Here is a 19,205-nt window from a genome sequence, read left to right on the forward strand (position 1 = left end):
GGTAAGCGGGTTATAGGTTGATCAAAGTATCGAGCAACTGAGCGAGTGTGCTAATGTAGCGCGCCGACGCCTGGTAGGTTTGCTGCAACAGGATCATGTCGATAGCTTCTTCATCGATATTCACACCGCTGACTGCCTGAGAACTCGCTTCCAAAGTTCCCGCAAAGACGCGAAAGCCATCAGCCACGGCTGATGATATCGTGGCACCTTGGGTCGTTTCGTTGATAATCGTGTCGTAAAGACCACGAATCGAACTTCCATCCAAGGTGGTGAGCGACTCATCGTAGAGGGCTACCAATCGTATGGCATTCTGGGATCCTTCATTGATTCCCTGGGTACTGGCGGCAAACTTGGCACCGGCACCTGATCCATCGCGGAGTTGGCTGTTTACGTTCAATTCCCTCGCCGTAGAGCCGGTGAAGAACGTATTGATCCCCAGGGCAGCCAACGTGCCACTTTCATCCGAAGGGTTCTCGATACCAAAACTAAAATCGATGTCGTTTGTCTCCGACTCAAGGACTAATCGATTGTCGAGATCGACTCTTGCCGAGAGGCCTTCAATAGCATCCAACTCGGCCGCCAGGGAGCGAAGCGTTGTATCATTGCCGTCGAGCCCATTGAGATCGATGCGAATGTCGTGTGTCTTGGTGACGTCATCCTTCCTATTGCGAATCAACACTTGCAGGGAGCCATTCACTGGCGTGAAATCAAGCCCCGCCTTGTTCAGCGCGACATCAGGGTCGTCCACGCGCGCCGTGCTGGTGACTTCCGTGAATCCCTCGATCCCCTGCCCTTGGCTATAAAGTTTGTTGAATTCGAAAGCCAGTGAAGCGGCAAAGTTGTCGAAGCTCTCAAGAAAACTCCCCAGCACATTGTCACGTGCTTCGTAAACTCCATGGAGTTCGCCTCCACCCACCTGCAAGTGACTCTTGTTGTCGACAAATCGGACGCGTGTTGTATTGACGCCATCCTCTTCGACACCAACCGACTCGACCTTCCGGCTCGTTCCATCGAAAACGAGTAGCTCCCCGTTTAGTGAAATATTGACTACGCCAGTCTCACCCTCGGTCGCTTTGATGTCGACTAGGTTGGCCAACTTGGTAAGGGCTACCGAGCGCTGGCTGCGGAGTCCTCCGGCATCGCTGCCGGTCGTGCCTCCTCCCTCGATTGTGACAATCTGAAGGTTCAGCTTGCGGATTTCCTCCGTCAACGTATTGATTTCCGTGGCAATCGACTGCACCCGGCTACTGAGATCGGCATGCACTCCCTTGATGCGACGATCGAGGGAGTTGATTCGCTGCGTGAGACTCACGCCGTCCTTCACTACAAGATCGCGTATGCCAACATTTTCTGGCGCAGAGGTGACATTTTCGATGCCATTGAAGAACTGTGTCAAAGCCGAGCTAATGTCAACGTCCGTCAACTCGCCGATGATTGCTTGGAGGTCGTTGAAGACCTTTTCTTGTACCTCGGCGCTGGCCAGATCGCTACCAGCATCGCGCAGTCGAGTCTCGAGAAACTTGTCGATGACCTGCTCGATCCCTGCGACTTCGACCCCTAAGCCGAGCGTGAGATTCCCGATTTTCTGCACCGGAGCAGGCGTAAAGATCGCGCGCTCACGGACGTAGCCGGGCGTGTTGGCATTGGCAATATTGTTTCCAACCACATGCAGACCGATCTGCATGGCTTGCAACGTATTGCCGGCCATCTGAAGTGAGCCGAAGATCGACATAGAGGAGCATTCCGTTAAACCAGACGAGTAGTCTTGGCCTCGGGATTCCCCCTCCCTCAGCGTCTAGACTGCTTGATCCATCAGAGAACCACTCTGAGAAGGAGCGGCCCCTTTCCCATATGTCGGCTTTAAATGCCCTCCAGTAGCAATAATCTCGATCATGTGAGAAAGATGGAGCATGGTTCTTTGCACAGCGACCCATTGCGACATGCAGTGATGCCGCAGCAGTTGAGAGCGCCGTTGAGCTTCATCGAGCGGTTGTTGCAGGCCTTTTGCCTGTTGCTGAGGCAAATGGCCAGCCAGAGAGCGAATGCTATCGCCAGGCATTCCTACAGATGCTGCCTGTGCTAGCAATTCTTGCCGTCGGTCGTGACATGCTTGCAGTTCTGCACACAGTAGCTCCTCCTCGGGGGCAAGTGCTGATAACTCACCCAGTTTGCGCTGGATCAGCAACTCACGCTTTCGCGACAGCAAATCGAACAGCGATTGCTGCGCGTTGTTCAACCTGCTTAGCAGGTTGGCGAGTTCCGCTTCCCAATCCATTTCGCCCATATGATTCTCTGATTCTTGTTGTTGACTCAGGATTGCAGATAGCGCGACTACTTGCTGCGAAGCAGTTTAAGTTGCAGCGAAGCAGTTTAAGGTCGGCACAGCCCACCGGAACATAGACAATTTTCGTACTAACTTTTGGTGGGTGATGCCCACCCGACTCACTACCACCGGCGAAGTGAGGTCAGATCCTCAACTGATGGCTTCAAACCCACGTCATGTTTTGCCAAGACCGCCGCTTGGGCAGGAAATTGCTGACGAAACATCGGATCGGCTATCTGGTCGGCACTTGATTCGGTCATTTCTTCAGAAAGCACCTGATCGAGCTGCCCCCGAAAAACTTCTTCGCCATGGCCGCCGTGAAAATAAGCTGCCTTGCCCTGTGTGCTCCGCATCGACTTGAGCATCTGTCCAAAGAACGCTTCACCAACAAACTGGCGAAACGTGTCCCGAACTTCTTCGGCACTTTCAACCTGTTGCTGAGCGGTAGGCATACCGGCTCGCAAGGGCTTGATCGCGTTCAGATTGTTCATGTCGATTTTCATAGTTACCTCTGTTGCCCGTCTCTCCGAGACGCGACCTCCCGACTCCGAGAGTTGTGCTCCAATTCTATTGATCAACTATCAGCCGAGCATGCAGCTTGCCACTGCGGTCAATCCCTTTGATGATTTCGATGGCATCCTCATTGGGAACCTTGAGTGCGTTGAGGGCATCGACAAGCGATTGAAGTTTGGTGGTTTCTTGCTGTTGCTGATCAATCGCCAGGAACTGAACCGGAGTTGCCACTGCTTCGACAAGCACGTTGCGATGAGAGATCACCACATCCCCAATCTGCACGTCGCCATCGATGATGATACTCCCCGTACGCTGATTGATGACCACCCGAGATTCCGGTTCCGGGTTGTAGCACTGCAATTCAAGGAGGTTGGAAACAAATTCCACAGGATCAGTGCTGTAGGCATCAGGAACCCGCACAATGATATTGGCAGCATTTGCTGCTTGGACGGCCGTGTCGTCGTTTTGGAAATAGGTTTGGCGAATCGTCGAGACAATATCGGACGCCGTCTGGAAATTGGCATGATGTTTGTCCAGGATCAGTGTCACATAACCATTTTGCACGAAGGGAGTAAACACATCCGCTTCCATCTGGCAGCCTCCCGTGATGGTCCCTACCATGGGCTGCTCAAACGAGTTGAGATGGATGTTTCCTTCGGCCGTCGCGTACACTTTCTTGTCCTGGACGTTTGGACCTTGCAACGCGGCAAAGGCGAGCCTGCCCCCCTCGAGGCTCTTCCCGTTGATCGCACTTACCTCGCAGTTGAGTTTGTCCCCCACTCTGGCACCTGTAGCCGGAATTCGGGCAGACACCATCACCAGCGAGACATTCTTATACTTTTTTAACTCTTCAAAACTGCCAGAACCAGGAATTCCCTGCTGTGGTAGCGGACTTCCCATGATTTCCATGGCACGTGCTAGGGCACGCATTGTTTGCGGATCGTTGGATTCACCTGTGCCATTCAAGCCAACCACAAGTCCCAATCCGCGCAACACATTCTCTTCCTGCCCCTTCACCCGACAAATATTTCGCAACACACTGCGGCCGTACACAGAGCTTAGATTGCTCGTTGCCGTCAAGGCGACAAAAACCAGCAACAGCAATGACTTCAAGATAGAAATGTTTCTGCTCATAGTTATCTTATCTAATTTGAACTGGCCACTCACCACTCACCACTCACAACTCACCACCACCTAAAACGGCTTATACCGATCGTACCACTTCGTAAACCATCCACGAGCATAAGCATCGCGGACCTGACCCATCTCTTCTTTGTCGATGCTCAGGTCGTAGATGGCATCGCTGCTAACAGTATTGTCCGCTTGGATTGCCTCACGACGGACAACACCTGAAAGCGATATTCGCCATTGCTCTTCGTTGTTGTTAATTGTCTGATGGCCTTCAATGACAAGGTTGCCATTGGGCTGAATGTCGACGATTTCGACTGCCATGCGAAAAGCCAGGGCATCCAACAATTCGACATCCGACTGCACACGATACTGGCTGTTGAGGGTTCCCGAGACTCTTGGATCACCATCAAATTGAGGTGCTGGTTTAAGGCTACCATTCTCGAGTCGAATCCAGTCTGCCAGCACGGCTGTGAGGCTTTGCGTTTTTCGGTTCTGAGCATCCCCTTCGCTTAAGAATCGCGACCGAACATCTACGATGACCGTAATGATGCTGTGCAATTGCAATTGCCGAGGTAGCGACTCGGGCGGCAATTCCTGGTACATGAACGAACTGTCTTCGAGCGTAAGCCCATCGCGCCCTTGGGAGGGCTGCAAGTAGAGGCTGCCATCTTGGGCACTAGCCCAGTTGGCGCTCATGCCAATTGCCAGCAGGGCAAACAGCGCGGAGAATGAAAAGGCGATTTGTAGGTTGCGATGAATCATAGATCGTCACTATCAGGTTTAACGTAGTTCTCGTGTCGAGGAGTGAAGCGTGGCAACATCGGCAGCGGAGACACCCGTGGGCAGCACATCCAGCTGCTTCCATCCTGAGACACGAGCGGCAAATTTCTCTTTGCGATCGAGGGTTTCAACCTGTACTAGATCACCCAGTGAACCATCTTGCTTTACCACGGCAAACGTTTTTACGGTGATTCCACCAGTTCGAGCAAAAACCTCAACCGTCTCACCCCGTTGCACTTGCAATGGAGCACGAAGTTGCCCGTTTTGCAGGATAGTTTCTGGATTGATCGCCCTGATGGCTTCTTTGCCTAACACCTGTTCCAACGAGCTGATGGCAGTCGCAGGCAGGTTTCCACCCTGCAGCCGAATCTCCACATCGGCAATACCGATCAGATCTCCTGCTTGAATTTTTCGTGTTGCGACTACCGTCTCTTGGAATCGATCAACGGTGGCACTTACCAAAACCGCCGGCGCCGTGCCTCTGCCACTGATCTGAAAACGTTGGCTACCCGTCCACGGGCTGAGGCCGGCGTCAGCAATAAGTTCGGGCCCAAGCTTTGCCAGTCTATTGAGCGTGGCATCGGTGAGCGAAAGTTCTAGTTCCCATTCTTGATGCCCTGTTGCGCTCGTCAGATAGTGCTTGATGGCAGCAAGTACGGTCTCTTCAATTTCCTGAGCGTCGAGAACCACAATCGGCTCCACCGGAACGGGAGCCTCTTTGACAACGGACTGGCTGATCTCCACAACCTTCGCCCCAGTAATCGAGAGGTCCGACACTTCGACGCCCCGACTGATAAGCAGTTCGCGAATCTGGTTGTCTCGCAGATAATCCTTGGTCCCCTGCGAAGGAGCCGGTAGCAGGGGGGTGGTGGCAAGATCATGGACCTCGCTAGGGGTCGCTGAGGAGATGTCGGCGATGTCGCCCAAGTAGACCACCGCACCACTATAACTGGCACGCTCGTGGAGCAGAACGTTTGCACCAAGTGAGTCAGCCGCGATAGGCGAAAGTATTAAAGGCAACGAGATTAATGCAATGGTGAGTTTCATACTTGTAGTCTTGATAAAGCAACTTTATTGCTAGCCCTCGGCGGAAGCCATGGGTTCCGACTTTTCCCAATCAAGCGGACCTCTTAGGAATTAGAACCGTCTCAAGTTAGCCGCGACTTGCATGATCTGATCACCCGCCTGCACCACTTGCGAATTCAACTCAAATGCTCGTTGAGTAGTGATCAAGTCAATTAGTTCTTGGACGGGCTCGACATTGCTTGCCTCAAGCGCTCCCTGGCGAATGTTTCCCATGCCAGGCTGGCCGGGATTGGCCTCGGTAGCGATTCCCGACGAATCGGTTGCTTGGTACAAACCGTCGCCCATCTTCAAGAGTCCATCCGGATTGATGAAGGTCGTCAGGAACAATTGACCAGCAGGAATAAGAGATGTGGAATCCGATGTCGAGTAGCTGACCTGCCCGTCGGTAGCAACCACCACTCCTGTCGCGTTGTCGGGGATATTGATCGGCGGATCGAGAATCCAACCTTGGGTTGCCGAACCCATCACAATCTGTCCGTTGGCATCCACGCCGAAATTGCCTGAGCGAGTGTAGAGCGGCCCGTTGATGGAATTGACCTTAAAGAATCCACGTCCTTCGATCGCCCAATCCAGCGGATTGTTGGTCACCTGCATCGCACCTTGGACATAATTCGTTTGTGTACTAGAGACTCGTGAACCGAGACCCACTTCAATACCCGTCGAGGTGATGCCACCGTCGGCGTCTTCGGCACCCGGCAAGCGGTACTGGCGATAAAACAGATCCTCAAAGTTGGCACGGTCCTTCTTGAAGGCCGTGGTATTGATATTCGCCATATTATTGGCAATCACATCCAACTTGGTTTCCAGGGCTTCCATGCCCGTCGCCGCCGTGTAGAGAGTTTGCACACTCATTTTTCGATTCCTTATTATACTTCTTGCTAACAGCTAACAGCTAATAGCTTTCTAGCTAGTAAGCACGCGGCTAATCAGCGCTCCGACCATGGTGTCTTGATGTTGAATAAGTTGGGTGTTCGCCTCGAAGGCTCGCGTGGTTTCAATCATCGCGTTCATTTCGCGGATTGAACTCACGCCCGATTGTTCGAGATACCCTTGGCGGATATCTCGTTTGGCATTTGGTACGGCTGTGGTCGGCCCAAGGGAGCGAAAAGTGTTGTTGCCAACTTTGACCAAGTCGCCCAGGGATTGAGGCTGTGCCAAGCCAAGGGGAATCTGGTCTCCGTCCTGTTCGATGTTGCCGGCCCCGATCATGGTCCAGGGCAGCAGGGGATCGAGGGTTATTTTCTTGCCGGTGTTGTCGAGGACGGAATACTTGCCGTCCTGCGTCATGAGATTCCCCGCACCGTCCAGATCGAAGTCACCAGCACGAGTAAGAAACTCTTGCCCTTCAGAATCCTTCACACGAAAAAAGCCCTCGCCATTGATGGCAAAGTCCGTGTCGACGTTCGTGTCGCGGAACGTGGATTTTGAGAAGTCGATATCCACGTTCATCAACTTCACACCGCCGCCGGTGTCGTTGATGGATTGGCTGCCAGGGTAGTCCTGTCCCTGTTGAATCGCTTCCGCATAGCGCGCCTGAAACGTGGGAATGTCCCGCTTGAAGCCCGGTGTTTCCAAATTGGCGAGATTATTGGCGATAAACTCCAATCGCTTCGATTGGATATTCGCCCCCTCGGCAGAGAGATACATTCCGTACATGTCAGCCAATCGATCGAAAAGCAGGTAGCCCCCCTGCCATCGGCATCTTGACTGTGCATCTCATGTGCCAACGGCTCACTCGTTGAGGGAGATGAATGCCAAATCTTCAATTTCCCCCAGGAAACAACAAACTATGACTTGCTGCCAGAATTCGCTAGCAACTCAAATCACAACCCCGCTAGCGGCGGCCTCTGCCGACAAGAACTGCCGACTCGGCAAGTCCTGCTGCTAGCAGTAGCATGAGATTGCCAATCCGTTTCTTGAGTCTTCTCGTATTTCTCGAAGCCATTCCATTCTCACACATACGAGTAGCCGCGATCCTACGGATCGCCGGGATTCCGAATGAAACGCAACTACCACAAGAAAAACAAGAAACGGCAGACTTGCTTCGAAAACAGATTCCCTTTTTCGTGCCTTCTCGTGCTTCTCGCAGCTATTCTGACCTGATTCAACCCGACGACCGTGGCCCATAAACCTCGCCACCACACCCAGTAAACTGCTATGTTGATACCGCTGTCAATTGCTCCACCAAGTGAATTGGTAACCGCCTATGTCGCAACCGAATCGATTGCCTAAAGACGCCACGGGTCTTGTGTATGGGTTGGAAGACCGGCCAGACTTCGCTGCGAGTCTCGTGGGCGCGATTCAGCACGTGCTGGCGAGCGTTGTGGCGATCGTCATGCCAACCTTGGTCATTGGCCAGGCGCTAGAACTGGGGGATCAAATTCCGCATTTGATCAGCATGTCGCTGATCGTTTCTGGCATTGGGACCTTTATTCAGTCTCACCGATTTGGCCCCGTGGGGTCGGGACTGCTCAGCCTGCAGGGAACCAGCTTTTCATTTGTTGGACCAATTATTGCTGCGGGTACGGCCTCCAAGGCATCGGGGCACACTTCGGAACAGATTCTCGCCCTCATCTTTGGACTCTGTCTTGCCGGTTGCCTGGTGGAAATCTGTATCAGCCAGTTCATCACGTCCCTCAAGCGTATCATTACTCCGGCGGTTACCGGCAGCGTGATTACGGTGATCGGCTTGTCACTGATCAAGATTTCGTTCACCGACCTGATCGGCGGAGAACAGTCATCCTCAGCGAGTGGCCTGACGAACATGATGGTTGGCCTGCTGGTCGTGGCCGTGATCGTTTGGTTGAGTGTCTTGGAAAATTTTTGGCTCCGGATAATGGGAGTCATGGCGGGAGTGATCGTTGGCTTCGCGGTGAGCTGGTTCGTGGGGATGGTCGACTTCACACAACTCGATGGCAATGCGTGGCTGGCCGTGCCGCAACCGCTGAAATATGGACTCGATTTCGATTGGGTCTACTTTGTCCCGATCATACTCGTCTACCTCATTACTACGATCGAAACAACAGGCGACCTGACGGCAAACTCAGTGATTTCCGGCGAGCCGGTCGTGGGGGATCTGTACCTGTCGCGGATCAAAGGGGGCGTCTTGGGCGACGGAATCAACTCCGGCCTGGCTGCACTTCTCAACACATTTCCCAACACTACCTTTTCCCAAAACAATGGCGTGATCCAAGTGACCGGCATCGCCAGCCGCCATCTGGCGGGCTACATCGCCGTCATCCTGATCACGCTGGGATTGTTTCCTGTCCTGGGCAGCGCACTTCGCTTGATACCCAGGCCGGTGCTAGGCGGTGCAACGCTCGTCCTCTTCGGCTCGATCGCCGTGGCAGGAATTCGCATCCTGGCATCGCAGCCCTTCACCCGCAAACAAATTTTCGTCGTCGCGCTCTCGATAGGCTGTGGCCTGGGCGTAGCAATGGTCCCCGAAGTACTCCAGCCACTTCCCTCCTCATTGGCCAACGTTTTTGAATCGCCAATCACCACCAGCGGCGTCATCGCCATTCTTGCGACCCTGCTTCTGCCAGACGACTGCCAGGCAGATTCATAGCCACATGAAACACAAAAAGTCACAAAAACTATGGTTAAACTGTGACAACCATAATGCCCCTTTTGTGACTTCTCGTGCTTTTCGTGGCAATTCCATTCTTTCATGAAGAGCAGCCGTGATCTTACAGATCGCCGGCTGCCCTTCTGGCGTGCGCACACGTCTCTCAGACTGCCACAGCAGCACCCAATCCGGCAAATGTAGTTCTCCATGTAACGTCTGCCCCGTCCGTTCGCTTCACACCTTAGTGTTCGGCCCTTTCTGTTCGACACGGTGTCGTTCGTTGCCGAACCCTTGGTTCACCCCCTCCAGGGAGAGCGATCATGTGGCAGCTATTAGTTGTAGTCGTGATGACGCTAGCGTACTTCGGGGCTCAAGAAGTGGTCTCCCGCAGCAGGCTGCCAGTCTTGTGGACGCTGTTTCTCTTAGTGCCGTTTGCACTTACCCCTTACTGGCTCAACACCAACAGCTTTGATCTGTTCGTGTGGATCAAGATATACAGCGTGATGTTTTGTGTAAGTTGGGCCGGTTGGCTGAGATTTACCACGATGGGCGACAGGCCCTGGCTGCGCCGCACAATCGCCTGGCTCTTGGTGGCCAACATCGTCGAGGCATTGGTGCTAGACATTCAGGCCACTGGAACCGCTCACCATTTCAACGCTTTGGCAGGAATCCTCTTGATCGTCACATTGCCTCTGTCCGTTCGACACACCCGAATTGATCGCGTCAGTCGCCATCGAACTCTGCGGTACGACGTCCCGTTGGCATGGATCTGCGGCTACACGTTTTGGAATTGGACCTTTGTCTATCTCAACTACCCCGCCTACATGGGGCATCACACTGCGATTCTCTCAGCCGCGTTAGTTGTCGCCTTGTTTGACCCCCAGTGTTGGTTGCAAGCGCGGGCGGCAACGCTGGGTCTGAACCTTCTCTGGATGGCCACCAGTAACACGGGACTTCTCGCCGTGAGCAACACGACCGTTTGGTTCAACGAATCCATAGCCACCGTCACCGCATCGTTTTCGCTCGCCTGGATGGCGGTTCACGCCGCGAGTTCGCTCAAGACACGTCTTGCTAGCGAACGAACTCTGGAGATCTCGCAAATCGTGCGTGAGCACATAGCGCTTGCCAAGTCCGAGTGGCAGGACACCGATTCGGCGGTCGTTTCTTGGTGTGTTCGGTGAGTCGTCTGCTTGACGAGAGGCAAACGGCACAACCGGCCATTTCCAGATTAGCACCGATGGTTCCAATAGCTACACTAACATGCTCCCGTTTGTCTTCGGTAGCCGCTGTGATTTTGGCCAGCTTGTTAAGAACTACTCTGGTCAACAGAGTACCACTCGCTACAGCCCTGCCAAGATAATAGGCGCTCAGAAGAAAGCCGTTTACGGCTCGCCAGACCGCAAGCGGATTTGCACTAGCCACGTAGAGCGGTTGAATCTCACCCTACGCATGAATATGTGGAGATTTACACATCTCACCAACGGATTCAGCAAGACTAGAGAGCATCATGCAGCTATGCAAGGATTGTTCTTCGCATGGTATAATTTCTGTCGGAAACCTGAGACATTGAAGGCAACGCCAGCGATGGCAGCGGGGCTGACTGAGAAGCAATGGACGATCCTTCACCTTCTGGAGAGGGTGACTTAAAACGGAGAAAAAGATTCCTATGCAAGACAATGATTTTTTGCTGATCTACCCACTCTATCTGATAGGAAGTATGGATGGCGCGGCATTGACTCTTTCAGGCGAACACAGTGGTGATCGTGGTGTTGCCGTCTTTACTGAGGAACTACTTGCAGAGCGAGTTCAAGAACAGCTTCAATTCGATTCTGAAATCTGGACGATTGAAACACCCGAGCAGCTTAAAAACCACCACGTGCCGTTGTGCAAAGAACTCGGCATTAATTATTTCGCCATCGACCCGAAGCATGAAACAGGAGAGGCATTTTTTATCCCAATCGACGGCATCGAATGAAAGTCAACTTTCAGTAACAGAGTTGCCTACAGCACCATAATCTGGCCACGACGAATCGCTCCCCGCGATGCGCAAGATCATGCAAGAATTGTAAAATATCGGATTCGCAATCCATCCCACACAATCTCTCGATTCGCTTAACCCGCAGTGAGCACAATCCGATACCGCGCATTACCTGCTTCCAAGTGATCCATCGCTGTGTTGAGATCGCTCATTGGATAGGTTTCAATCATCGGTTTGATGCCATGGCGGGCTGAGAAGTCGAGCATTTCCTTGGCGCGCACAATGCTGCCGGTGGGGGAGCCGCCGATCGATCTCTGGGCCAATATCAGTGGGAAAACCGTCGCGGTGATTTTTTCTGCTGCCCCGACCAGATGCAGCTTGCCTCCCGGCCGAAGTGTGTTGATGTAGGCGTCCCAATCGAGCGGGGCGTTCACTGTTACTAGCACCATGTCAAAACTACCAGCGACTCCTGCGAGGGCTTCTGTATCGCGCGAATTGAGAAAGTGGTGGGCACCCATCTGGTGGGCCTCTTCTTCTTTGTCCGGTGAGGTCGAGAAAGCTGTTACTTCGCAACCCCACGCCCGAGCAAATTGGAGTGCCATGTGGCCTAGTCCGCCTATGCCGACCACGGCGACCCGTGCCGTGGGAAGGATATTGTTCGCCACGAACGGTTCGAAGACAGTAAGGCCCCCGCAAAAGAGCGGGCCACAGTCGACGGATTCAAGCCCATCCGGTATAGGGATCGTCCAGGCGGCTTGAGCGCGGACTCGATCGGCGAACCCGCCATGACGCCCGACGATGGTGCCTTGGGCCTGAAGGCACCGGTTCTGATGACCGGACTGGCATTGATCACACCGTAGGCAAGAGAAAGCGGTCCAGCCGATGCCGACTCGCTGTCCTACTCCAAGCCCAGCGACTCCTTCGCCCAGTGCCACGATGCGACCGGCAACCTCGTGGCCACCGACAAAAGGATACGCGGTCATTCCCCAATCGTTCTTTTTCATACTGAGGTCGCTATGACAGATGCCACAGTACTCGACAGCCACCTCGACCTCGTCGTGCCCGAGTGGACCAGGATCAAATTCAAAGGTCACAAAATCAGCATCGGGAGAAGAAGCAGCGTATGCATGAAACATGGCAAGTCTCCTGTCAAATTGTGTTTTGACGCCCCCGCTGGGGGTGTATTTAACTAGCTCGGCAATCACCAAGAATATCGCTACGTTCATTCCACGGCTAGTCATTCAGAATCCTCTGGGTTATCGGTGTCCGCTCCAGCGAAATTCCTTTAACTAGCTTGGGACAGTTGGCCTCCTTCAGATTACCGTTTCAGAAAGATGGGTATTCTCTTCTCGGGCACTTTGTCCGTAACTTTCCGCAAGTTTTTGGCCGCGCGATTTGTTAGAATCCTCTTGGCAGAACCTGCCGAAGCACACAATGGTGCTACGACGATCTTTGATAATTGAACCGGTTCTTAATCGCTCGACAAGCGACGCGGCTCTAGAGATCCGTCGCTAGCCGCCAGGTCGTCGAGTGCTCCAAGCAATTTGCCTTTTGCCCAGCGCGGGTGGGAGTTTTGTATTACAAAACCCCTCCGCTGCTGTAACGGTGGAAGTCACGTAAGTCTTGTGCCATAAATGTGTTGAAGCAAAGTGAAGCAGAGATTGGAGAGGGGGTTTTGTTTTTTGTTTTTTAGTTTTCAAGAAAATGGGCCAGTCGAAACTCCCGCCACGGTGCGCAGGATCGGAGTTTTTCCAAGAGGATGCATCCGAGTGGTGGGTGCAGGTACCCAGACTGCTTAATTGGTTCCCTTGCCCTAACTAGCACCCAACATATCTTCTGCCAACATAATTCCTGAAGCCGGATACGCTCCCCCACCTGGCCAGGTCGAGGCACCACAGAGGTGCAAGCCTGGCAATGGAGATCGCGATGCTCCCTGGAATGGCCGCTGGCCGTAGAACTGTGCGAGTTGCATGCTTCCCGCATTAAGATCGCCGCCAACGAGATTGGGATTCAGTTGCTCCAGGTCCGAGGGTGAAATGATCTTCTTGCCGAGAATCAATTTCCGAAATCCGGGGGCATGGTCTTCGATGACATCGAGCACACGATCCGCAAAGGCCGATTTCACTTCGTCGGTCCAATCGGGGCCTTGAATCTCCCCGGCGGCATCACCGCGGATGATTGATGGCACTGCGCGGACCATTACCCACAGCACGTGTTTTCCGGCGGGTGCCCGCGAGAAATCGTAAGCAGTTGGTTGTCCTACGACACAAAACGGCTTGGTCGTGAGTATACCCGCCATCCCTTCCTGATAGGCCGCCGCCAGATAGTCGAGCGAAGGGGCCAGATGCACATAAAAACTCTTGCGTGCTGATTCACATGCCTTCCAGTTTGGCAGATCCTCAAGTGCAAGATGGATTACCATCGTCCCCGGCCCGTAGGACCACTTCTGCGCCTGACGGGTGGTTTCAGTGGGCAGATGACCGTCGGCTAGTTTCAACAGTGCCGTAGGCGTGACACTCGCGACCACCGCTTTGTTGCAGCGGATCGACTCTCCGCTGGCCAATTGGACACCCTCTGCTCGATCCTTGTCGAAGAAGATTTTTTCAACCGTCTGACTGGTACGTACTTCGCCGCCCGTCTCACGTACCATTTCGCAGAGGGCATGAATCACGTTGCCTGAGCCACCCTTGACCAGCGAGATTCCCTGCCGCTCATCGACGTTCGTTTCCAGAAATGGCATCCAACAGCCGCCTGTGATGTCGGGCGCATAATCCAGATGCAATCCCCAGGCAGCGATCATCGCTTGCACCACGTCGCTTTTGAATCGGGTCGTCAGGTTGTGCCGGAGCGAATCGAGCAAGATTCCCCGCAGCGCTTGTCGCGACGCTTCCGGAACCTCGCCCTTGCCAAATAAGTACTCTAACGGACCTCCCGCCGCGGCGGGCGAGCTGAGGATGCGAAACAGAGTCGGAGCGCAGGAATCAAAATCAGCAGACCAAGTCTTCCAAGCATCGGCATCAGCCTGCGAGAAATCGGCGATAGCACGAACATTGACGTCACGATCGGTTGTGATTCCCAGGAACCGGCCATCACTAGCAATCGACCCAAAACAGTGATCCGCCTTGATGAATTCGACACCATGCTTGGCGAACTGTGTCTTATGCTCGGCAAAGAAGGGTGAGTTGGCCAGTACAGTCAGGTTCATCGCCCCAATGTCGTGTTTGTAGCCGGGCAAAGTGAGTTCTAGCGTGCGAACCGCTCCGCCAGGTTGTTCATTCCGATCCAGAACCAGCACCCGCCAACCCGCCTTGCCTAGCAGATAGGCGGCACCGAGGGAATTGATTCCGGCCCCAATGAAGATTGCATCTGGCAGTGGCATCGGTTTCTCCTCCGCTTGGTCGGCCGACAACATACTCACACCGGCCGCAGCAACAGCGGCAGCTCCGAGTAGTTCCCGTCGATTGATATTGGACTCGTCGGCCATGAATCACCGCTGCTGGTCGAGAAGTACGCAAGCTAAACGAGCGTCGATTGATTATCTGAGAAGTACGAACAGTTTATGGTACCACAATTGGCAAAAAGCTGGAATTGCTCACCACTTGTTCCGGTCTACGCTTCGCGTGTCGCGTGAATCAATTGCTCGGCACCTTGGGCGAGCAACTCTTCGGCAACTTGTTTCCCCAGCTGCTGAGCATTCGCCGCCGCTCCACTTGCAGAGGCTCGCAGGATTCGAGATCCATCCAAACTGGCAACCAAGCCATCGAGCGATAACTTACCGTCATCGATACGACCCCAGGCACCCACAGGGGCAGAACAACCGGCATGCAAGAGGGCCAACATCGCGCGTTCCGCATCGGTCGCTGCACGCGTATCGAGGTGTTCGAGTTGGCCGACGAATGTGAGCAGTGGTTCGTCACCTGCACGACATTCGATCCCCAACGCCCCCTGACCAGGGGCGGGCAGCATTTGCGGAGGGCCGAGCTTTTCGCAGATCCTCACGCTTAGTTCAAGCCGGTTGAGTCCTGCGACGGCCAGCACGATGGCGTCGTACTCGCCCGAATCGAGTTTGCTAAGACGAGTGCCGACATTGCCGCGGATTCCTTCGATGACCAAATCGGGGCGCATTGCTCGTAGTTGCGCCTGACGCCGCAAACTGCCCGTGCCGATTTTGGCACCCGGCGGAAGGTCCTTCAACTTTCTGCCCGTCGTAGAGACCAATGCGTCCGCACAGCTTGCCCGCTCAGGTACGGCGGCCAGTGTGAGTCCGGCGACCGTCTCTGTGGGAAGATCCTTCAAGCTATGTACTGCAAGATCGACTTCGCCGCGAAGCACTGCCGCCTGGATCTCCTTGGTGAAGACTCCTTGCAAACCCAACTGAGCGATTGGACCACTTTGCTGAACATCACCTTGGGTAGCAATTTCGACAATTTCGACGGTCGCGCCAAGTTGCCGTAACTCGTCAGCGACCCAATGGGCTTGCCACAGAGCCAGCTTGCTAGCGCGGGTGCCTATGCGGATAGGGGAAGTGGACACGATTGGCTATCGAATGTTTGCTAGGGACAAAGAGGTCACGTGCAGTTCATCGTAAAGGTTCCCTCATCGACGAGCAACTGAGGACCAACTTGATTACAGACCACCGGGGTCGGCAAGCCGCGCCTGGCTGCGAAGTTCCCGCTCGGCCAGCGCTTCGGCGAGTTGTTGCGGCGGCACAACCACGCCACAACTCACGACGAATTGGAACGCTTGTTCCATCGTGATATTCAGATCAACCGTCTCGCTTTTCTTCACCGTTACGGTAAAGCCGGTGAATGGCATCGGGGAGGTAGGGATCAATACCGAGACCACGGGCTCGTTGGCAGCACCGCGGATATCGAGCAGACTCTCACCCGTCATAAATGCCACAGTCCAGATTCCTTTACGTGGGTATTCAACAGCTACTACGCGTGTGTAATCAAGCTGAGGTTCGCTGAACATGAAGTCGGTCACCTGCTTGACGGACGAATACACATTCCGCACAAGGGGAAGTCGATGAATGACCCGTTCGATTTGAATCCAAAAGATACGTCCAACACCTGCCGCCAGGAATTTTCCCAGTGAATACAGGAGAAGAATAAACACGCAAAGAAACGTGGGGATCACGATGTAGGGCGACAGAAAACGATGATTCACATAATCGCGAATCAGTCCATCAGCATTTTGAGGAACTGGTTTACCGCCGTGTTCCTCGACATAGTCGTAGTAACTCGAGGGAACCAGCAGATCGTCGGCCATCGGCTGGTAGGGGCGCATTGCGTTGGCGACCTGGCCATCGCGTATGTCGAGTTCTGTCACCTCCTTGCGAGTACGAATGTCACCCCGGAAATGGCGAGTCAGCAACTGGCGCGTGCCCGATTCCATCGGCTCAAGCAAGTAGGTGTTAACGGTGTTGCCCACCCACAAGAAAATGACGATGGTCAACAGTGGTGGCAGCAGCACACCAAGTCCCCTCAGCACGGCCCGGCGGAATGGGTCGAGAGGCTTGATCGGTTTTTCAGTCGGCTGAGGGTTGGATTCCATGTGCCCCTATTGTGCGATTCGTTCGTTGAGAAACAAGGCGGATCAAGCTAAGGTTTGTGAAACAACTGGGAACTCGGTGGAAGAACAATCCTTCTAAGCGTCAGAAGTTCGTCCAACGACTAAGACGGTCACCCGGGAGGCACCTTGCTTCTTAAGGATGCGAGCCGCCTCGCTGCATGTGGCTCCCGTAGTGAGTACGTCGTCCACCAGCAGGATGTGAGGCGACTCTAAAGAATAGCCCCTGGCGACGTGTAGTTGACCACGAACATTACGAAATCTACCTGGACGCGATAAACCGTGCTGAGGTAGAGAGTTACGGCGACACCGTAGCAGGTGAGGGAAGTGGCTCCGGCCCATTTTTGCGGCGATTTGCCGGCCAATCACCTCCGGGGGATTGGTACCCCGCACCAGGCGTCGCCAAGGTGCCATAGGAATGGGCACCACGCAGTCGATCGACATTTGCTGCAGATCGTCACCCCTTTTCTCCAAAATCAGGCGGGCAAACATACGCCCCACTTGTTCGCTCCGGTCATTCTTCATTCGCAGGATTAAATCTCGAAGTAGCCCGTCGTACGGCCCCAGAGAGAGTGTGGCATCAAAATGGACTTTGTCTGCTTCACAACGCGGGCAAGTTAAAGCTGCGCCAGAGACCTCGGGAACCCTAGCCCCGCATCGCTGGCAGACAGGACCAGGGGAGGCCAATAGCTCGTCACGGCAGTCCGAACAGAGTGTGTCGTCTAATGAGGTCTGGTCGATTTCCGCTTCACAACTAAGACAACTCGGCGGGAACAGTAGATCCAGCGATCGGTAACCCAGTCGGTGCAGCCAGTTTGTAGTCGAGAGTTGCATCGTCGCCAGAGTATGGAACGGGATCAGTGGAAATCAGCTGGTTTCCATGATACCCTCTGCCAGCAGTGCCGTCAGTGGGCTACGTATGGCTCTCTTGACGCTAGCAATCAGGCTCGGCTACTCTCCTGCCCTACGGTCTCTGTTGATTGAATACCGTCCGTCAACCCTCGATTCACGCCGATGACCATAATTGATCGCTATGTCCTGCGGCAGTTCGTGCAAATTTTTCTGATTTGCTTTCTCAGCCTGGGCGGCTTGTACGTTGTCATCGATGCCTTTCAACACCTCGATAGTTTTTCTTCCTACGCGTCTGAAAAAGGGAGTCTGCTCGGGGCCATCAGTGAGTACTATGCCTATCAGGCTTTTGACCTCTTTGATCGCACTGCTGGAATCCTGGCGATGATTGCAGCGATGTTTACTGTTACCTGGATGCAACGCCATCAGGAACTAACGGCAATCATGGCAGCAGGGATTTCCAAATTCCGCGCGATTCGACCGATCATGATTGCGGCGATCATGGTAAGCTTCTTAGGAATGTTGAACCGCGAGTTGGTGATCCCTCAGGTAAGGCATGAGCTGACTCGTGATACCAAGGACTTGAGTGGTAGTGAGCAACGCGACCTAGAGCAGCGTCTCGATTGGCAAACAGAAATCGTTCTTGGGGGTGAGAAGACAGTCGCCAAGGAACAGAGGATCGTCAATCCAAACTTCGTTTTGCCTGACTCACTATCCAAGTACGGCATGCGATTGGTCGCCGAGAACGGCTACTATTTGGCCAGTACCGAGGACCACCCTGCCGGGTATTTGCTTGATGAAGTTAGCATTCCTAAGAATATCGACAAAGTCTCTTCACTGCGCAGCGAAGGACGAGCGCTGATTGTCACTCACAAGGATGCCACTTGGCTAAAGCCTGGGCAGGCTTTTGTCGTTTCGAATGTTCCTTTCGAACTTCTCGCCAACGGATCGTCTTGGAGACACTATGCTTCGATCGGCGAGATGCTCCGTGAACTGAACGAACCGAGCACCGAACCTAGGAGCGATCTTCGCGTCGCAGTTCACACGCGCATCTTGCAGCCCTTTATGGATACGACCATGCTTATGCTCGGGCTGCCGCTGATGTTCTCGCGGCGGAATCGAAACGTGTTCGTCTCGATCGGTATTTGCCTGGCAGCGGGAATTGCTTTCTCGATGGTGACACTGGTCTGTCAATCGCTGGGGGGATTGAGCTTGCTGAGGCCTACCCTCGCTGCCTGGCTTCCCCTATTGCTGTTTGTGCCAGTAGCGGTTGCCTTAGGCCATTCATTCCGCACATAAAATCGGTGTTTTCATTCCATGAGGGGTTGCGAAAGCCGCCTGCCGGTGCCATCCTGGTGACTTCGTTGGGCCAAGCAATTGCACTGGCCAATCTATGGTTATGTAAC

18 protein-coding genes are annotated in these 19,205 nt (G+C 53.9%); 5 read left to right on the forward strand and 13 right to left on the reverse strand.

Annotated elements, in window-relative coordinates:
• Window positions 1-10 precede the first annotated feature (10 nt).
• From flgK to Pr1d_RS06985, 8 genes are all read right to left on the reverse strand, one after another.
• A complete protein-coding gene (gene flgK / locus Pr1d_RS06950) occupies window positions 11-1,732 on the reverse strand; it encodes a flagellar hook-associated protein FlgK (protein ID WP_148072858.1) in 1,722 nt (573 codons plus the stop codon).
• A 63-nt stretch (window positions 1,733-1,795) separates the two neighbouring features.
• A complete protein-coding gene (gene flgN, locus Pr1d_RS06955; protein ID WP_148072859.1) occupies window positions 1,796-2,284 on the reverse strand; it encodes a flagellar export chaperone FlgN in 489 nt (162 codons plus the stop codon).
• Window positions 2,285-2,445: 161 nt separating this feature from the next.
• Complete coding sequence (locus tag Pr1d_RS06960) at window positions 2,446-2,826, reverse strand: rod-binding protein (RefSeq protein ID WP_148072860.1); 381 nt, start codon at window positions 2,824-2,826, stop codon at window positions 2,446-2,448.
• 64 nt (window positions 2,827-2,890) lie between these two features.
• The gene (locus tag Pr1d_RS06965) at window positions 2,891-3,970 is read right to left on the reverse strand and encodes a flagellar basal body P-ring protein FlgI (RefSeq protein WP_148072861.1); all 1,080 of its coding nucleotides are present in this window, start codon (window positions 3,968-3,970) and stop codon (window positions 2,891-2,893) included.
• A gap of 60 nt (window positions 3,971-4,030) precedes the next feature.
• On the reverse strand, window positions 4,031-4,729 hold the full coding sequence (locus Pr1d_RS06970; protein WP_148072862.1) for a flagellar basal body L-ring protein FlgH: 699 nt from the start codon (window positions 4,727-4,729) through the stop codon (window positions 4,031-4,033).
• An 18-nt stretch (window positions 4,730-4,747) separates the two neighbouring features.
• Window positions 4,748-5,794, reverse strand: coding sequence for a flagellar basal body P-ring formation chaperone FlgA (gene flgA, locus Pr1d_RS06975; protein WP_148072863.1), 1,047 nt, complete (start codon window positions 5,792-5,794; stop codon window positions 4,748-4,750).
• Between the two features lie 90 nt (window positions 5,795-5,884).
• Window positions 5,885-6,685 (reverse strand): flagellar basal-body rod protein FlgG, encoded by an 801-nt coding sequence (gene flgG, locus Pr1d_RS06980; protein WP_148072864.1) that lies wholly within the window; start codon window positions 6,683-6,685, stop codon window positions 5,885-5,887.
• A gap of 51 nt (window positions 6,686-6,736) precedes the next feature.
• Complete coding sequence (locus Pr1d_RS06985) at window positions 6,737-7,489, reverse strand: flagellar hook-basal body protein (protein WP_148072865.1); 753 nt, start codon at window positions 7,487-7,489, stop codon at window positions 6,737-6,739.
• Between the two features lie 550 nt (window positions 7,490-8,039).
• Here Pr1d_RS06985 and Pr1d_RS06995 point away from each other — a divergent pair.
• From Pr1d_RS06995 to Pr1d_RS07010, 4 genes are all read left to right on the forward strand, one after another.
• Complete coding sequence (locus Pr1d_RS06995; protein ID WP_148072867.1) at window positions 8,040-9,401, forward strand: uracil-xanthine permease family protein; 1,362 nt, start codon at window positions 8,040-8,042, stop codon at window positions 9,399-9,401.
• Between the two features lie 320 nt (window positions 9,402-9,721).
• Complete coding sequence (locus Pr1d_RS07000) at window positions 9,722-10,582, forward strand: DUF5692 family protein (RefSeq protein WP_148072868.1); 861 nt, start codon at window positions 9,722-9,724, stop codon at window positions 10,580-10,582.
• Between the two features lie 79 nt (window positions 10,583-10,661).
• Window positions 10,662-11,048, forward strand: coding sequence for a hypothetical protein (locus Pr1d_RS07005; RefSeq protein WP_148072869.1), 387 nt, complete (start codon window positions 10,662-10,664; stop codon window positions 11,046-11,048).
• Between the two features lie 19 nt (window positions 11,049-11,067).
• Window positions 11,068-11,376, forward strand: a complete 309-nt coding sequence (locus Pr1d_RS07010) for a hypothetical protein (protein WP_148072870.1) — start codon at window positions 11,068-11,070, stop codon at window positions 11,374-11,376.
• 137 nt (window positions 11,377-11,513) lie between these two features.
• Here the strand turns inward: Pr1d_RS07010 and ahr are convergent, their stop codons facing one another.
• The 5 genes from ahr to Pr1d_RS07035 form a co-directional block, all read right to left on the reverse strand.
• Window positions 11,514-12,620: an NADPH-dependent aldehyde reductase Ahr gene (gene ahr, locus Pr1d_RS07015; RefSeq protein WP_315853117.1), complete on the reverse strand. Its 1,107-nt coding sequence runs from the start codon at window positions 12,618-12,620 to the stop codon at window positions 11,514-11,516.
• Window positions 12,621-13,192: 572 nt separating this feature from the next.
• Complete coding sequence (locus tag Pr1d_RS07020) at window positions 13,193-14,863, reverse strand: phytoene desaturase family protein (protein ID WP_148072871.1); 1,671 nt, start codon at window positions 14,861-14,863, stop codon at window positions 13,193-13,195.
• 125 nt (window positions 14,864-14,988) lie between these two features.
• Window positions 14,989-15,912: a hydroxymethylbilane synthase gene (gene hemC / locus Pr1d_RS07025; protein WP_148072872.1), complete on the reverse strand. Its 924-nt coding sequence runs from the start codon at window positions 15,910-15,912 to the stop codon at window positions 14,989-14,991.
• A gap of 93 nt (window positions 15,913-16,005) precedes the next feature.
• Window positions 16,006-16,935 carry a DUF502 domain-containing protein gene (locus tag Pr1d_RS07030; protein ID WP_148072873.1) on the reverse strand — a complete coding sequence of 310 codons (930 nt, stop codon included), beginning with the start codon at window positions 16,933-16,935 and terminating at the stop codon, window positions 16,006-16,008.
• A gap of 93 nt (window positions 16,936-17,028) precedes the next feature.
• Window positions 17,029-17,784, reverse strand: coding sequence for a ComF family protein (locus tag Pr1d_RS07035; protein ID WP_148072874.1), 756 nt, complete (start codon window positions 17,782-17,784; stop codon window positions 17,029-17,031).
• A 180-nt stretch (window positions 17,785-17,964) separates the two neighbouring features.
• Here Pr1d_RS07035 and Pr1d_RS07040 point away from each other — a divergent pair, with 180 nt between their 5' ends.
• A complete protein-coding gene (locus Pr1d_RS07040) occupies window positions 17,965-19,098 on the forward strand; it encodes an LptF/LptG family permease (protein WP_148072875.1) in 1,134 nt (377 codons plus the stop codon).
• Window positions 19,099-19,205 lie beyond the last annotated feature (107 nt).

It is taken from the genome of Bythopirellula goksoeyrii, from assembly GCF_008065115.1.
In the GTDB taxonomy this organism is placed as follows: domain Bacteria; phylum Planctomycetota; class Planctomycetia; order Pirellulales; family Lacipirellulaceae; genus Bythopirellula; species Bythopirellula goksoeyrii.

Excerpts from the sequence above, each read along its gene's own strand:
- flgK (WP_148072858.1), bottom strand. The coding sequence starts at position 1,732 with ATGTCGATCTTCGGCTCACTTCAGATGGCCGGCAATACGTTGCAAGCC.
- flgN (WP_148072859.1), bottom strand. The coding sequence starts at position 2,284 with ATGGGCGAAATGGATTGGGAAGCGGAACTCGCCAACCTGCTAAGCAGG.
- Pr1d_RS06960 (WP_148072860.1), bottom strand. The coding sequence starts at position 2,826 with ATGAAAATCGACATGAACAATCTGAACGCGATCAAGCCCTTGCGAGCC.
- Pr1d_RS06965 (WP_148072861.1), bottom strand. The coding sequence starts at position 3,970 with ATGAGCAGAAACATTTCTATCTTGAAGTCATTGCTGTTGCTGGTTTTT.
- Pr1d_RS06970 (WP_148072862.1), bottom strand. The coding sequence starts at position 4,729 with ATGATTCATCGCAACCTACAAATCGCCTTTTCATTCTCCGCGCTGTTT.
- flgA (WP_148072863.1), bottom strand. The coding sequence starts at position 5,794 with ATGAAACTCACCATTGCATTAATCTCGTTGCCTTTAATACTTTCGCCT.
- flgG (WP_148072864.1), bottom strand. The coding sequence starts at position 6,685 with ATGAGTGTGCAAACTCTCTACACGGCGGCGACGGGCATGGAAGCCCTG.
- Pr1d_RS06985 (WP_148072865.1), bottom strand. The coding sequence starts at position 7,489 with ATGTACGGAATGTATCTCTCTGCCGAGGGGGCGAATATCCAATCGAAG.
- Pr1d_RS06995 (WP_148072867.1), top strand. The coding sequence starts at position 8,040 with ATGTCGCAACCGAATCGATTGCCTAAAGACGCCACGGGTCTTGTGTAT.
- Pr1d_RS07000 (WP_148072868.1), top strand. The coding sequence starts at position 9,722 with ATGTGGCAGCTATTAGTTGTAGTCGTGATGACGCTAGCGTACTTCGGG.
- Pr1d_RS07005 (WP_148072869.1), top strand. The coding sequence starts at position 10,662 with ATGCTCCCGTTTGTCTTCGGTAGCCGCTGTGATTTTGGCCAGCTTGTT.
- Pr1d_RS07010 (WP_148072870.1), top strand. The coding sequence starts at position 11,068 with ATGCAAGACAATGATTTTTTGCTGATCTACCCACTCTATCTGATAGGA.
- ahr (WP_315853117.1), bottom strand. The coding sequence starts at position 12,620 with ATGACTAGCCGTGGAATGAACGTAGCGATATTCTTGGTGATTGCCGAG.
- Pr1d_RS07020 (WP_148072871.1), bottom strand. The coding sequence starts at position 14,863 with ATGGCCGACGAGTCCAATATCAATCGACGGGAACTACTCGGAGCTGCC.
- Pr1d_RS07030 (WP_148072873.1), bottom strand. The coding sequence starts at position 16,935 with ATGGAATCCAACCCTCAGCCGACTGAAAAACCGATCAAGCCTCTCGAC.
- Pr1d_RS07035 (WP_148072874.1), bottom strand. The coding sequence starts at position 17,784 with ATGCAACTCTCGACTACAAACTGGCTGCACCGACTGGGTTACCGATCG.
- Pr1d_RS07040 (WP_148072875.1), top strand. The coding sequence starts at position 17,965 with ATGACCATAATTGATCGCTATGTCCTGCGGCAGTTCGTGCAAATTTTT.